We start from the raw sequence: 15,021 nt of genomic DNA, 5'->3' as shown, positions 1-15,021 counted from the left end.
TCTTTAAATCGAAATTTTCTTAAGGTTTTTGCGAGAACCATAGACCAGGTTCGCAAGTGCACGACTACAGGTCACTGAGGTATACATGGAGGTTGCGATACCAATCATCAATGTAACCGCAAAACCCTTGACCGGACCGGTACCTATCGCAAACAAAATAATACCCACGATCAGTGTTGTCAGGTTGGCATCGAGAATGGTGATCCAGGCGCGTTCATAACCCGCATAAATGGCCTGTTGGGGAGATGCACCGCCCTTCAGTTCCTCACGAATACGCGAGTGGATCAGTACGTTGGCATCCACCGCCATACCGATACTTAATACGATACCGGCAATACCGGGCAAGGTGAGTGTGGCACCAAACATGGACATCACGGCAATCATCAGCAGGACGTTCATCGTTAACGCCAGGTTGGCGAACACTCCAAAGACGCGATAAGCAATCAACATAAAAATGACAACAAGGATCATGCCCCAGATAGTGGCATCAACACCGTTCCTAATATTTTGTGCCCCCAGTGATGGACCAATGGTGCGCTCTTCCACAAAGTGCATAGGTGCAGCCAGTGCACCGGCACGCAGCAACAAGGCCAGCTCGGAAGCCTCACCCGGTTTGTCCAAACCGGTAATACGGAACTGCACCCCCAACGCACTTTGAATAGTTGCCAAACTGATGACTTTCTTTTCTACATACTGGATATTGCGATGGACTTCTTCACCCTGGGCATTGCGCGTAATTTCTGTACGGTTTTTGTATTCGATAAATAAAATGCCCATTTGACGCCCCACATTATTGCGGGTGATACGGTGCATTTTTTCGCCCCCCAAGCCATCGAGGGTAATATTGACTTGTGGTTGGTTACTTTCAGGATCAAACGAACTCTGGGCATTGGCTACATGGTCACCGGTGACGATAATTTGCCTTTCAAGCACCGCATTACCACGCTGCATTTGCATGATTTCATCTTTATAGGGAAATTCTTCGCGGTTGGTGATGGGTGTATCTGGCGATGCCCCCAGGCGAAACTCCAGGTTGGCCGTTTTACCAATCACACGTTTTGCTTCCGCCGGGTCCTGAATGCCAGGCAATTGAACAATGATACGGCTGCGTCCCTGGCTTTGAACGATAGGTTCGGAAACCCCCAATTCATTAACGCGGTTACGCAGGGTAATCAGGTTTTGGCTGACCGCTTCTGACTCTATGGTCCTGACCGCCGTTTCCGACAAGCTGGCCACAAAAGAGAAGTTGCTTTCACCATTATCAACACGGGTAAACAATTGGTTGGGGTGATCGCGCCTCAGGCTATTGATCGCCTGGTCTCGGGTATCAGCGCTGCGGAAACGGCCGACAATACGATTGTCGCGATCCGTATCCACAGAGGCGTAACGGATTTTTTCCTTGCGCAGTTTATCTTTCATTTCATCGGCGCTGATTTCCTGACGCTTGGCAACAGCCGAAGCCGTGTCAACCTCAAGCAAAAAGTGCACGCCGCCTGCCAGGTCCAGACCCAGTTTCATAGGTTCTGCGCCCAGCGCTTGCAACCAACCGGGTGTTGTGGACGCCTTGTTGAGTGCTACCACATAACCATCACCCAACGCGCGCTGAATCACAGTACGGGCAACCATCTGCTGATCATTGTTGAGTAAACGAACCAGCGCGGTTTTACCATCAGCTTCGGCACCGAAATATTCGATGTCAGCCTTTTTCAGGGCTGCCTCCATCGCTTCTAGTACCGGCTGGTCAATCACCTTGGCACTGGAGTCTCCGGAAACCTGCACCGCAGGATCGGGAATATAGAGGTTGGGAATGGCATAAACGGTGCCGATTAACAGCAGGAACAGAAGCACCAGGTACTTCCAAAGCGGGTAGCGATTCAACATAGGGATTTCCCGTAATTATCCGGGTGAGCCGGGGACCCACCCTGTTTTCAGCTTGCGCACAGGCGATGCCTCTGCCTGCGTATGGTCAAGGGCGCCGGATTATACCCTTTAATCAGTCGACCACAACGATATGGGTCACTAATGGTGCATGGCTTAGGGTTAATTTAGAACCATAAGCCCCGGATTATTGGGCCAGGGGTGGCACTTCCAAGCCCTGGCGGCCGTAAAAACGCGATAAAAACCCATCAAAGGTGTCACTGCCCAAGGCTTCACGCATTTCTGCCATCAAATCCTGGTAATAATGCAGGTTATGGATGGTATTGAGCTGGGCGCCCAGCATTTCATTACACTTATCCAGGTGATGCAAATAACTGCGTGAAAAATGACGGCAGGTATAGCACTGGCATTCGCTATCCAATGGCCCGGTATCCTCCCGGTATTTAGCATTGCGCAGCTTGATAACCCCTTCGCGCGTAAACAGGTGGGCGTTGCGCGCGTTGCGGCTGGGCAGTACACAGTCAAACATGTCAACCCCGCGACGCACGCCTTCTACCAGGTCAATCGGTTTACCCACCCCCATGAGATAACGCGGTTTGTCCGTGGGCATTTCGGGGGTGATGTGGTCAAGGATGCGCAACATATCTTCCTTGGGCTCACCGACGGATAAACCGCCAATCGCATAGCCATCGAAGCCTATATCAACCAGCCCCTTAAGCGACTCACTGCGCAGATGTTCATACATACCGCCCTGCACAATGCCAAACAGGGCCGATGGACTTTCGCCATGGGCCGTTTTGGAGCGGGCAGCCCAGCGCAAGGATAATTCCATGGACTGGCGCGCTTGATCCGCCGTAGCGGGATATGGCGTGCACTCATCAAAAATCATCACTATGTCCGACCCCAGGTCGCGCTGCACCTGCATGGAGGTTTCCGGATCGAGAAACACGCTACTGCCATTAATCGGCGATTTAAAGGTAACCCCTGCTTCGGTGATTTTGCGCAGCTTGCCCAGGCTAAAGACCTGGAAGCCGCCGGAGTCTGTCAGTATGGGGCCATCCCATTGCATAAAATCGTGCAAATCACCGTGCGCCTTTACCACTTGGGTGCCCGGGCGCAGCATCAGGTGGAAGGTGTTCCCCAGGATAATCTGGGCGCCTATATCCTTGATGTCACGTGGCGTCATGCCCTTGACTGTGCCGTAGGTGCCCACCGGCATAAAAGCCGGCGTCTCCACGACACCACGCGGAAATTTAAGCCGGCCACGGCGCGCCTTGCCCACCTGTTTATCGAGTTCAAACTGCATAAAAGACGTACGGGACATGGATAGGGCTCTCACTCACATCAAGCAATAATTCTGGATTCGTTAAACAGGGTCGACCTGGCCCGGCTGATCGGGCGCCGGATTGCGGGTGATGAACATGGCATCCCCATAACTGAAAAAGCGATATTGCCTGGCCACCGCATCGGCATAGGCCGCCATGGTATGGGAATACCCGGCAAACGCAGAGACCAGCATAATGAGAGTCGATTCTGGCAGGTGGAAATTGGTAACCAGGGCATCCACCACCTGGAAGGTATACCCCGGGTAAATAAAAATAGAGGTTTCACCACGATAAGGCTGAATACTGCCTTTGTGCACCGGATCCAGGTATCCATGGGCGGCTGATTCCAGGCTGCGTACACTGGTGGTCCCTACCGCGACCACCCGCTTTCCGGCAGCTTTGGTAGCGCGCACCAACTCACAAACCTCCGGGCTGACCTCCATGATTTCGCCGTGCATTTTATGCTCGCGAATATTGTCCACACGCATATTCTGGAACGTACCCGCCCCCACATGCAGGGTCACAAAGGCGATCTGGACCCCCTTATCCCGCAACTGCTGTAACATCAGTTCATCAAAGTGCAGGCCTGCTGTAGGCGCGGCCACAGCGCCCTGCTTTTCACCGTAGACAGTCTGGTAGCGCTCGCGATCTTCCACTGCATCAGCACGATCAATATAAGGAGGCAGCGGCATATGGCCAATTTGTTCCATTACCTCCAGCGCGGACTGGTCCGTTAAAAACTCCCATTCAAACAGCGCATCCTGGCGCGCGCGCAAAATAACGCTAGTACCATCCTGCAATATCACCTGGCTGTCCACTTTGGGCGCCTTGCTCGCGCGGGTATGGGCGAGTACACGCTTATCGCTGAGCACGCGCTCCACCAAAATCTCCACTGCACCACCTGTCGCTTTTTGGCCAAAGAGTCGCGCTGGAATTACCCGGGTATTATTGAACACCATTAAATCCCCGGGATTCACCAGGTCGAGCAAATCGGGAAACTGGCCATGCACCCTGGCACCCGTGGCGCCATCCAACTGCAGTAAACGGCTGCCGCGCCGTTCAGATGCGGGGACGCGGGCAATCAGGTGATCGGGTAATTCGTAGTAAAAATCCTGGCGGCGCATGAGGTTTGGCAAGGTCCTGGTGACAGCAAGTGATCAAAAGGCCGGCAAGGGTATACCAATTTTGATTCCAAGCAAAATAACGCGATGCATTAAGTGTTTGACATGCGGCAAGGAATCATTACAATGCGCGCCTACATTGCCAGTGTGGCGGAATTGGTAGACGCACCGGATTCAAAATCCGGCGCCCTTAAAAGCGTGTCGGTTCGAGTCCGACCACTGGCACCAACCACAGATTCAAACAAAAAGGCTTGCACATACGCAGGCCTTTTTTGTTTTGTCCGACAGCACCAAATATCTGCGTTTTGCGCCCCACCGGCAAAATGCTTATGATGCGCCTATTCCTTATCCAATCCCGGTAGCCACTCCCCTTCGCGCATGACTGACTCAAGCCCACGCCAAGCAATAATGTTTGCTGATGTATCCGGCAGTTCGGCGCTCTATAAGCACGTGGGCAATAGCCAGGCAAAGGCTATCATTGAGGAGGCCTTGCAGTTTATGACGGCACTCACGATTGTGCAGGATGGCCTGGTTGTTAAAACCATCGGCGATGAAGTCATGGCGCGCTTTGCAGATTGCAACCAGGCCTGTGAAACCGCCGTAGCCATCCAGCAGCGCTGTGCCAAGGAACCGCAATTAAAAGACCTGGGCATCCGTATCGGGATTGCCTTTGGTGAGGTGCTGTTAACAGCGCAAGATGTGTTTGGCGATACCGTTAACGACGCGGCTTTTGTCACGCGGATTGCGCGCGCCAACCAAATCGTTCTTATCCAGTCGGTCGTGGACGAATTAGCACCACAGCTGCAACAGGACTGCCAGATGTTTGATCGTGTGCAGCTAAAGGGCGACCAGGAAAAGACCCTGATCTATCGCCTGCAGTGGGAATCCAAAAGCCTTCGTCATCGCGCAACCCAGGTTGTTCACCTCCACGAAGTCACCCAGTATGTTGAGACCTTCCAGTTACAGCTGCGCCAGGGGGAACGCGACATCCTGTTGCTGCCCGAACAAATGCCCTATCACATAGGCCGCGATCCGCATAAATCGCAACTGGTCGTCGAAAATGACCTGGCCTCGCGCGAACATTGCCATATTGATTTTCGCCGCGGCAAATATGTACTGGTAGATCATTCAACCAACGGCACCTACGTATGCAGCGACCAGCAGGAACCTATTTACTTGCGGCGCGAGGAACTGCCCTTACAAGGCAGTGGCGTCATTAGCCTGGGCCAGCCGCGCAACCACAACCACCACTGGTTGATCCACTATCACCTCTAAAAACCTGCACATGCCATGAGTACCCCCGAAAAACCTGTCGAATATGCTACCCCCAGCCTGTTGCGCCGCCTTGCCGCTATGGTTTATGACAGCCTGCTGTTAATGGCAGTAACCATCCTGTATGGCTTTATTGCCGTGGGTATTAACCTGCTTATCCAAGGCGTACCCGCAGAGGGAACGCGCATGCAGTGGGGTTATGCGGCCCCCCTGGTATTTATCGGTTGGATTACCAGCATGCTGGGCTTTTTTTGTTATTTTTGGCAGCGCGCCGGACAAACATTGGGCATGAAAACCTGGCGTATGAAAATTTTCAGTGCCAACGGCGATTCACCCAGCGTTAAACAATGCCTGGTGCGCTGCCTGTGCGCCCCCTTCTCGCTACTGCTGCTCGGGTTTGGCTACTGGTGGATGTATGGCGATGCAGACCGCCAGACCCTGCATGACAGGATCAGCGGTACCCGCACCTATTTGATGGCGAAAGAAAAGAATTAACAGGGAAAGAACAGGAATCCTGAATCAACGTGCCCGGCTAAGCAGGAAAACCCCGACCAGAATACAAATCACGATAGGGATTAACACCGCAAATACCGGCGCAAAACCAAAGACCATACTGGCCGGGCCCATCAGTTTTTGCAGCAGCTGGAAACCAACCCCAAACACAATACCGGTGAAGATTCTCTGCCCCATAGTCACACTGCGCAAAGGGCCGAAAATAAATGAAATAGCAATTAACACCAGGCTCATGGTTGCCAGGGGCTGCAGGGTTTTCTGCCAGAATGCCAAGGCGTAATTACCCGGACGAAGATTCTGCTCCTTCAAGTAGTTGCTGTAATAATTCAGGTTACTTATGGACATATCCTCCGGATCCATCACCAGGATATTGAGCAAATTGGGTTTTAGCGGAGTCTCCCAACGGCGGCTTGGCAGCAGGTCATTACTGACCCCCTGTTCGCCGATACGCGTCACCGCGACATCTTCTTCCTGCCAATAACCCTCTTCCTGGTAGATCGCCTGCTTGGTATAGCTGGCCGCCACCAGGCGACGCTGCTCATCAAACTGGTAGCGGGTTAAGCCGTAGATAACACCACTGGGCAATACTGCCTGCACATGCATGTATTCATTGCCTTCGCGATTCCACATATTGGTTGTGGTGCGCACCCAATTATCGCGCACCAGCAAGCGACGGTTGTCAGCCATCTGCTCGGTGTAAGGCGCTACATATTCCCCCAGGATGACCGCGGCAACAATAAACACAAATGCAGGGCGCAACGCCATCCAGGCGATTCGTTTCACCGATACCCCCGCGGCGCGGATGACTGTCAGTTCACTGCTATTGGCCAGCAGCCCGAGCCCCACCAGGCTGCCAATCAGGCAGGAATAGGGAATCAACTCGTACAAACGGCGCGGCACCGTCAGGGACATATAGATAAATGCTTCACGCGAGGTATAGCCACCGCGGATTTTTCCCAACTGGTCGATAAAACTGAAAATAAAATCCAGCGAGATAAATACCAGCAGGGTCAGCGCAATGGCACTGAATACAGTGCGCGAAATATAGCCGGTGATTTTACGCATGGTTTGCCCTCGCACGCTTGGCACCGGAATGGGTAAGCCTATGCCAGTTGATCATCAACAGCGCAATCACCAGGAAGGGAAGATGCACAACCCACATGCCCAGGGCCGGGTTGAGGTTGCCCTTGGTAATGGCGGAGCGGGCATTGATCAGGAAGGTCAGATAAAACACGTACACCAGGATGGCGGGCAGCATCTTCAGATAGCGCCCCTGGCGCGGGTTGGTTTTGCTCAGGGGGACGGCCAATAGTGTGGCAATCAGCACCATGATCGGCATGGAAATACGCCACTGCAAGGTGGCGATACTTTCATTGTCCTCGGCGCGAAATAACTGTGCCGTTGTTTTGGCATCACTCTTCAATTCAATTTCAGCCACACTGGTCGTAGGTGGCAAATAGCGCCCCCAGTCTTCAAAGCGGGTGATGGTAAATTCATTAGTACCCGGCTTACCCTGGTAGCGATAGCCCTGGTTCAGCACCAGGTAGCGCTGGCCATAGTCGGGCCTGTACATCTGGGTACCCGTTTCAGCAACCACAATTGCACTTGAGTCCGGCCCTTCCTGGTGTGCCACAAAGACATGTTGCAACAGGCGGTTGTCGTCGCTGAGGGATTCCACATACGCCATGATCTTGCCCTGCCCCAGCGATTGGAAGCGGCCCGGCTGCATACTCTCGAACTCACTGCGGTTGCGCTGTTCCGCCAGTGTCTGCTCTGTCAATTGCGCCCCCAGCGGGCTTAGCCAAAAACTGAACAGTGCCACAATCGCCGCAATCAGGGCGGAGGGTACCAATGTCATTCCCACTAGCTGCCCCGGACTGATACCGCAGGCGGATAGCACCACCATTTCGCTATCCATATACATACGGCCATACGCGAGCAGGATGGCGAGGTAAAAACCCAGCGGCAAAATCAATTCCAGCAAGCCCGTCATACGGTAGGCAATGATCGTAAAGAGCACATCCACGGCCAGTTTGCCCTGGGCAGCGTCGTCAAGGTAATCGCTGAATTTACCGGTGAGGAAAATCGTGAAGAGCACTGCACTGACCGCCAGGCTGGTTAACAGTAAATCGCGCGACAAGTAACGGAAGATAATCAAGAGTTTTTATCCCGTGGTGGAAAAACCAACACAAAAGGTACTGCAACCATGAGCAATTTTTCACCAACCTTTTGCGTGTGCGTATTTTTAATACCAGGGCGGGCCATGGCCCGCGCAAAGTGTGGCATTATCACGCACAACGCTGAATTTGTCTTGACTGAGTTGTCACCTCCTGTGCGACAACCTATTCAGGACATCTGCCAATCCCAACTGTGTTAATCCCCGCATAAGGACACACCATGAGCACCAGCCCAGCCGTTCGCAAAAGCACCCGCAACGCAACCACTGCCAAAACCAATACCCGCAAGGTCACCCGTACCGCGCCAGCCAGCCCGATTGTATACAGCGCCAAACCGGTAGATCCAGTCAAGTACACCACCCAATGCCTGGTGGTCGGCGTCAGTGATGGACTGGTGTTGTCGCCTTCGGCAAAAGCGATCAATGACGCGGATGCAGGCCAGTTGGAGACTCTGCTCAAGCGCGAAGGTTTTCAGGGCAAGGCAGGCCAAAGCCTGTTGTTAATCGCCCCGCAAGGTATTGCTGCCGAACGCCTGTTGGTGTTGGGATTAGGCAGCCACAGCGAAGCGGGAACCAGCCCCGGGGATTATCGCAAAGCCGTACAAAAAATCAGTGAAGCCCTTAAGCCAACCCCCTGCCAGGACATTGCCGTTTTACTGGGTGATACTCCCGTCAGTGGCCAAGCCATCGATTGGCAGGCACGCCAGTTGGCCGAAGCCCTGAGCCCGCTGGATCACCGCAGTGACCATTTAAAGAGTAAGCCCGCCGAGTTCAGCCTGGCCTTGCGCAAAGTCACCTTCGCCGCTAACAAAACACTAGCCAGCAAGGCCCAGTCAGGTTTGGATCTGGGTGCAGCCATCGCCAAAGGCGTTAACCTCGCGCGCTACCTGGGCGACCTGCCCGGCAATATCTGCACCCCCAGCTACCTGGCCGAGCGCGCCAAACAACTGGCAGGCAAACAGGCCAGGCTAAGTGTGAATATCCTCGATGAAAAAGAGATGAAAGCATTGGGCATGGGCTCGCTGTTGTCCGTCTCTGCCGGCAGCGACCAGCCCGCCAAGCTGATTGTGCTGGAATACAAGGGCGGCAGCAGAAAAGACGCTCCTATCGCCCTGGTTGGCAAAGGCATCACCTTTGACACCGGCGGTATCAGCCTCAAACCCGGCGCCGGCATGGATGAAATGAAATTCGATATGTGCGGAGCTGCCAGCGTGCTGGGCACTTTCCAAACCCTGGTCGACCTGCAACTGCCCATCAATGTGGTGGGCGTCATCGCCGCCAGCGAAAATATGCCCGGCGGCAAGGCGACCAAGCCCGGCGATATAGTGACCTCCATGTCCGGCCAGACCATCGAGATCCTCAACACCGATGCAGAAGGTCGGCTGGTGCTCTGCGATGCCCTGACTTACACCGAACGTTTCAAGCCCAAGGCGGTTGTGGACATCGCCACCCTCACCGGCGCCTGTGTGATTGCCCTCGGCAACCATGCGACCGGCCTGTTCAGCAACAGCGACGAGTTGGCCAAGACCCTGGTAAGTGCCGGTGAACAGGCGCATGACCGCGCCTGGCAAATGCCGTTGTGGGAGGATTACCAGAAGCAATTGGACAGCAACTTTGCCGATATCGCCAATGTGGGTGGCCGTGAGGCCGGCAGTATCACTGCCGCCTGCTTCCTGGCACGCTTCACCCGCAAAATGGCGTGGGCCCACCTGGATATCGCCGGTACGGCCTGGCGTTCCGGTGCGGCCAAGGGTGCGACCGGCCGGCCGGTTGGCTTGTTGGTGCAATATCTGTTAAATAGCCTGCGCTAAGCCGCGCCCGTGCCTACACCGCTATGACCCAAGTCGATTTTTACGTGTTACCCGAAACAACCAGCGAAGCCCGCTGGTTGTTTGCCTGTCGTTTGATTGAAAAAGTCCAGCGGATGGGGATGGATATCCTGGTCGCGGTGGATAATCCGGAGCAAGCCAGGGAATTCGATGAATTGCTCTGGACCTTTAAACCGGAGAGTTTTATCCCCCATCAGCTATTGGATATCCAGCAACCAGCCCCGGTGCAGATTACTTATAACCAGGAGTCTGGCAATCATCAGGGTTTATTGCTTAACTTGAGCAGTGGCATACCGCCCTACTTCGACCGTTTTGCCCGCCTGAGTGAAATAGTGATCCAGGAGGAGAAAGCGCTCAAAACCAGCCGTGAGCGTTTCAGTTTTTACAAAGGGCGTGGCTACCCCATAGAAACCCGCAAACTCTAACAACAACCGGCGCTGCCATGGCAGCCCGTCCGCTTCGGTGTGTGGACATGGCCAATACGCATAAAACCAAAGCTGAACTATTGCAGGAGCTGGAGTCCATTAAGGGATTATTACGGGAAGAGGATGACATCCCCATCCTGCAAGAGGAGCTGGCGCCACGCACCTCCAGCACGCTGGATATGTCGCTGAACAGCAGCAGCCCATCGGTATTACCCGGACAGGGTTCCTTATTTGACGAACCTGTGTTTGACGAAACCGTAGCTGACGAGCGGGCAACGCATCCCAATGAACCTGCAGCTGCTGCTCCGACGACATCCAACACCCCTGCTTACCCTAAAAGCGGGTTCGGAACCTTTGGCAGCTCAGGCACGGCCCTGAGTAACAACCTGGGCGCGCACCGCCCCCTGGCCAAGGCCACGGGCGAAAATCCGTTCCTGCCCCAACATATTCGCGAACGCCTGCATGGCAACAATCCCCCGCCCCTGTTTGAGTACGAAACTGCGCGCAAAATTGTTAATTCCACCAAAGATATCCAGCACAAGATCAACCAGCCGCGCCAACACCTGGTCAATCAGGTCATTACCCAATTGATGCCGCTGATCGAAAAAGAACTGCGCCAGCGGCTCTACGCCATGAGTGTGGATGAGCTCGAAAAACTGCTCAACGAGGATGAAGACTAGAAGCCAGCTCGCGCCCGGAGCGCACATAACCAAACGCCCAAATCGCCATAACAACCAACAGGATATTGACCGCAAATACCTGCTGGTAGCCCCAATAATCCGCCACAACCCCCACCATCAGGCTGCTGAACAAATTGCCCACGTGGGTCGTATTGGTATAGAGCGCCGAGGCACTGCCTGAGCGTCCCGGCATCAACTCCTGAATAACCGACACCCCCAAACCAGCCAGGACACCGATAAAAACCGCGTTGAAAATTTGCAGTGCAAACAACTGCCAAAGCTCAGTCGCCACATAAACCCCCAGATACAACAGGAGTGCGGCAATACCCGCACAGCGAATCAACGCCATCAGCGGCACCCGCGCTGCGTAATAACCCGCCAGCAACATAAAGGGCACCTCCAGTGCCGCTGTAGTACCCATTACCCAGCCCATCCATTGGGTATCTATCGCCAGGTTGTCTTTCAGGTGAATCGGCAGGCTGATCAAATAGGCATTGTTCACACCCCAGAGTAACGAAAATGCCAGGGCACAGATCGCCAGGGACTGTTTTACCGCCGGTGCAAGCGGTTGGAGCGACACGCCACCCGATGCATGATCCACCTGGCGTCGCGGTAAAAGCGGCAGCAACTTGATGCTCGCCAGCGCCACCAGCAAATAGAGCACGGCGGCAATCGCGTAGCTCCAGTGGAACCCCAGATAAGATGCCAGCAAAAAACCCGCGGGCGGCCCGGCAACCCAGGCAAAGGCAATCTGGGCGCGCACAATGGCATTAAACAGGGGGATACGCTCCGGCGGTATATGCCCCTCGGCATAGTCCAGGCTATAGGCCAGCATTTGGGAGAAGGACACCATCGCCAGGCTAAAAACCAATACCGCCGTCACTGCCACTACCCCGTAATGGCGGGAAAACGCAAACACCAGGCAGGCCAGGAAACCCAGCACACAAAAGGCTGCCACCAGGGGGCGGCGGTCCCGGAGCTTATCGGACCAGAGCCCAATCCAATGGTTATAGGCAATACTGGTGAGCGCAATACCCGCAAAAGGCAATCCCACCAACAGGGGGCGCACACCAATCTCCTTCGCTAAAAACAGGCTAAAAGTGGGCAGCACCAGGGCTCCCACTACCCCAACCGCAAAAAACAACAGATAAATACCCAATGCCACAGGGCGGAACAAAGGTGATGTCACAATAAATTCTCGGCGACCAATAAGCCGCTATAGGATATATGAAACCGGTTTCAGCCAGAAGTAAACTCGCCAACATCCCGGATTTGATACAGGTATAATCAGCACACTTTTTTCCATGGACACTGCCCATGTACTGCATCAGCATCCAGATCCAGCCCACATTTGCGCGCGAGTTTAATCGCGATGCCTTTTTACAGCGGGTGCGCCCTATCCGCTCCCCCGAAGTCGATACCTACGAAGAAAAAGGCAAGCTTTTTGTCAGCTTTAATTTCTTTACCGAATTCCCGCAACAACTCTGGCCAGCGCTGCAAAACACGCTTTATCGGGACAGTGAATACCGGTCCATCATCAGCCCGATCTCCGTTGCCATTTGCGAAAACGAAGCGACAGGAGACTGCCTGCTGCTGCATCACTTCGATGCTAACGAACCTCTCGATACCCTGTAAGCGCCCATGAATACAATCAACTGGTTTCCCGGCCACATGCACAAGGCACGCAAGGACATTGCGGAAGTCATGCCCCACGTGGATGTCATTATTGAAGTGATAGATGCGCGCCTTCCCTTCTCCAGCGAAAATCCCCTGGTCCCGGCCTTGCGCGGGGAAAAGCCACTCATCAAGTTACTCAACAAAGCCGACCTTGCCGACCCGGCCACGACCCAGCGGTGGGTTGAGCACCTGGAGCAAGAGCGCGGAGTCAAGGCACTTCCCGTTAGCCAGCAGAGGCCGGAGCAAATCCGCAACCTGTTGCAGCTGGTTACCAGCCTGGTCAGCGAGCGCCAGCGCGAAGTGCGGCCTGCCCGCGCTATGATTATGGGGATCCCCAATGTCGGCAAATCCACCATCATTAACACCCTGGCCGGGAGAGTCATTGCCAAAACCGGCAACGAAGCCGGCGTCACCAAGGCCCAGCAAAAAATCAAACTGGAAAACGGTATATTGCTGACCGATACCCCCGGCTTCCTCTGGCCCAAGTTGTCACCGCCATCCTGTGGCTACCGCCTGGCCATTACCGGCGCCATCAAAGACACGGTATTTGATTATGCCGATATTGCACTCTATGCCGCCGATTACCTGAAATGGGCATACCCGGACGCACTCAAACAGCGCTATCAACTTAAGGAATTACCCGAAACCGATTTGGAAATCCTCGATGCGATTGGCCGCCAGCGCGGTTGTACACGCAAGGGCGGCGGTGTCGAAATCCAGAAAGTTGCCGCGCTCCTAATTACCGAGTTGCGTGCAGGCACACTCGGTCCTATCAGTTGGGAAACCCCGGAAATGACCACTAGGGAAGTAGAAGCTGCCCGTATCGAAGACGAGCGCAGGGCAAAGGAAAAAGAAGAGCAGGACAGGATTCGCAAATTGAAGACGAAAAAGAATCGGCGTTGATCTGCGCCTCCAGCAAGCACAACCCAGTTTGCAGTGCGGGTAAGTATTTCGAAACCCTCGCGTAAGGGAGGACGCGAGGGAGCTACATGGACGTATTCACCGCGTTTTCGAAATACTTACCCGCACTGCAAACGAGCTACAAAGCACGCGGTTATTTAGGCCGCATTAATTCCAAACGCACAACATCGGCCAGTTGTTCCGGTGCGATTTCACCGTGCAATTCGGGCGGCAGCTTAAGTGCGTGCCACACCACTGTCCAGGTCAGGAACTCACCCGGAGCCAATGTCTCAACCGCGCTCTGCTGCTTGATTTCGATAAAGGTGTGCTCAACGTGCGCAAACACTTCTATCTCGCGCTCGCCCTCGGCAATCACATTGGGCGGCAGGTCTTCAAACTCTTTGATCAGCAAATAGCCCTTATTGCGATAGGCCACCCAGCCCTCTTTGCCATCCAGCATAATCTTATGATGATCATCGCGGATCTTTTTGCCATCGTACTGGAACCAACACAACCCCTGTTCCAGACTGACCGGCAAAGGATAAAAAATCCCGCTAACCGGTGCCGTATCTCCCAGCGGAAATAACACATCACCCGCCGGAGGAACCCGCGTTACCTCTAACGCACCAACCCGTTTTTCCACCTTGCCACGGTTGTATATGCGATAAGTGACCGCGATGGCATTTTTACCCGCGGGCAAATAGGTTTTACTGAATTGATAACCGGTTTTCGGATCGACCTCACTGGTCAACACCAACTGGTTATTCTGTGTTTCGACCTTGTAGGGAAGACTGTCCAACACATCGATAGGCGGCCAATTCCATTCCGCCTGGGGACTCGACCAAAGCACAGTACCGGAATCCTTTGGTCGGTCGGGAATATGGGGAATGACCAATTCGTGGTTACCCACCTTGAGAGATACTACGCGCCCGGCAACAGAAGGTAATATCTCCATACGCACCTGGTCACGCTGGATCACCAGGGACTGCCCCTGTTGTTCCACATAATCCGGCACCTGATAGCTATTGTCAGTCTCCTTACAGCCGAGCAACAACTGGGCACTAACCACAAAGGCTAACAATGGTAAGTACTTAATCATGCGCGAGACGGGTCCTCTGGCTGCAATACTATCGCAGGGTGGAGATTGGAAAACAAACTGACAACTGTTGGAAAAACCATGTTGGCAGTGTAACCCCTTTTAAAAGACCCGACCATTTAACCGCAG

14 protein-coding genes and 1 tRNA gene are annotated in these 15,021 nt (G+C 54.0%); 8 read left to right on the top strand and 7 right to left on the bottom strand.

What is annotated here, in order from left to right:
• Positions 1-3 precede the first annotated feature (3 nt).
• From secD to queA, 3 genes are all read right to left on the bottom strand, one after another.
• On the bottom strand, positions 4-1,881 hold the full coding sequence (secD, locus tag CJA_RS07120; RefSeq protein WP_012487088.1) for a protein translocase subunit SecD: 1,878 nt from the start codon (positions 1,879-1,881) through the stop codon (positions 4-6).
• A 184-nt stretch (positions 1,882-2,065) separates the two neighbouring features.
• Positions 2,066-3,184 (bottom strand): tRNA guanosine(34) transglycosylase Tgt, encoded by a 1,119-nt coding sequence (gene tgt / locus CJA_RS07115; RefSeq protein ID WP_148208985.1) that lies wholly within the window; start codon positions 3,182-3,184, stop codon positions 2,066-2,068.
• A gap of 60 nt (positions 3,185-3,244) precedes the next feature.
• Positions 3,245-4,327 (bottom strand): tRNA preQ1(34) S-adenosylmethionine ribosyltransferase-isomerase QueA, encoded by a 1,083-nt coding sequence (gene queA, locus CJA_RS07110; protein ID WP_041551251.1) that lies wholly within the window; start codon positions 4,325-4,327, stop codon positions 3,245-3,247.
• A gap of 138 nt (positions 4,328-4,465) precedes the next feature.
• Here queA and CJA_RS07105 point away from each other — a divergent pair.
• The 3 genes from CJA_RS07105 (at position 4,466) to CJA_RS07095 (ending at position 6,091) form a co-directional block, all read left to right on the top strand.
• Positions 4,466-4,552 (top strand) — tRNA-Leu (locus tag CJA_RS07105).
• Between the two features lie 180 nt (positions 4,553-4,732).
• On the top strand, positions 4,733-5,599 hold the full coding sequence (locus tag CJA_RS07100) for an adenylate/guanylate cyclase domain-containing protein (RefSeq protein WP_238526842.1): 867 nt from the start codon (positions 4,733-4,735) through the stop codon (positions 5,597-5,599).
• 15 nt (positions 5,600-5,614) lie between these two features.
• Positions 5,615-6,091 (top strand): RDD family protein, encoded by a 477-nt coding sequence (locus CJA_RS07095; protein ID WP_012487083.1) that lies wholly within the window; start codon positions 5,615-5,617, stop codon positions 6,089-6,091.
• A gap of 24 nt (positions 6,092-6,115) precedes the next feature.
• Here CJA_RS07095 and lptG read toward each other — a convergent pair whose 3' ends face one another.
• Positions 6,116-7,174: an LPS export ABC transporter permease LptG gene (gene lptG, locus CJA_RS07090; protein ID WP_012487082.1), complete on the bottom strand. Its 1,059-nt coding sequence runs from the start codon at positions 7,172-7,174 to the stop codon at positions 6,116-6,118.
• Positions 7,167-8,267, bottom strand: coding sequence for an LPS export ABC transporter permease LptF (gene lptF, locus CJA_RS07085; RefSeq protein WP_012487081.1), 1,101 nt, complete (start codon positions 8,265-8,267; stop codon positions 7,167-7,169). Before lptF ends, lptG begins: the two co-directional genes overlap by 8 nt.
• A gap of 239 nt (positions 8,268-8,506) precedes the next feature.
• On the opposite strand from lptF, the gene CJA_RS07080 reads away from it, so the two are divergent.
• From CJA_RS07080 to CJA_RS07070, 3 genes are read left to right on the top strand one after another with little or no spacing between them, the layout of a single operon-like run.
• Positions 8,507-10,096 (top strand): leucyl aminopeptidase, encoded by a 1,590-nt coding sequence (locus CJA_RS07080; RefSeq protein ID WP_012487080.1) that lies wholly within the window; start codon positions 8,507-8,509, stop codon positions 10,094-10,096.
• 23 nt (positions 10,097-10,119) lie between these two features.
• Positions 10,120-10,539: a DNA polymerase III subunit chi gene (locus tag CJA_RS07075; RefSeq protein WP_012487079.1), complete on the top strand. Its 420-nt coding sequence runs from the start codon at positions 10,120-10,122 to the stop codon at positions 10,537-10,539.
• A 47-nt stretch (positions 10,540-10,586) separates the two neighbouring features.
• Complete coding sequence (locus CJA_RS07070) at positions 10,587-11,219, top strand: hypothetical protein (RefSeq protein WP_041551249.1); 633 nt, start codon at positions 10,587-10,589, stop codon at positions 11,217-11,219.
• Here the strand turns inward: CJA_RS07070 and CJA_RS07065 are convergent.
• Entirely contained in the window at positions 11,200-12,408 is a 1,209-nt protein-coding gene (locus CJA_RS07065) for a sugar efflux transporter (protein WP_012487077.1), read from the bottom strand. The genes CJA_RS07070 and CJA_RS07065 overlap by 20 nt on opposite strands.
• 128 nt (positions 12,409-12,536) lie before the next feature.
• Between CJA_RS07065 and CJA_RS07060 the strand changes: the two genes are divergently transcribed.
• Entirely contained in the window at positions 12,537-12,854 is a 318-nt protein-coding gene (locus CJA_RS07060) for a hypothetical protein (protein WP_012487076.1), read from the top strand.
• A gap of 6 nt (positions 12,855-12,860) precedes the next feature.
• Entirely contained in the window at positions 12,861-13,799 is a 939-nt protein-coding gene (gene ylqF, locus CJA_RS07055) for a ribosome biogenesis GTPase YlqF (RefSeq protein WP_012487075.1), read from the top strand.
• 151 nt (positions 13,800-13,950) lie between these two features.
• Here ylqF and CJA_RS07050 read toward each other — a convergent pair whose 3' ends face one another.
• The gene (locus CJA_RS07050) at positions 13,951-14,895 is read right to left on the bottom strand and encodes a DUF4380 domain-containing protein (protein WP_049765419.1); all 945 of its coding nucleotides are present in this window, start codon (positions 14,893-14,895) and stop codon (positions 13,951-13,953) included.
• Between the last annotated feature and the right edge of the window lie 126 nt (positions 14,896-15,021).

Origin of the sequence: Cellvibrio japonicus Ueda107, from assembly GCF_000019225.1 — a bacterium.
Lineage (GTDB): Bacteria > Pseudomonadota > Gammaproteobacteria > Pseudomonadales > Cellvibrionaceae > Cellvibrio > Cellvibrio japonicus.
The sequence above is the reverse complement of the archived record's forward strand: the minus strand, read 5'-3'. Positions and strand labels throughout refer to the sequence as shown.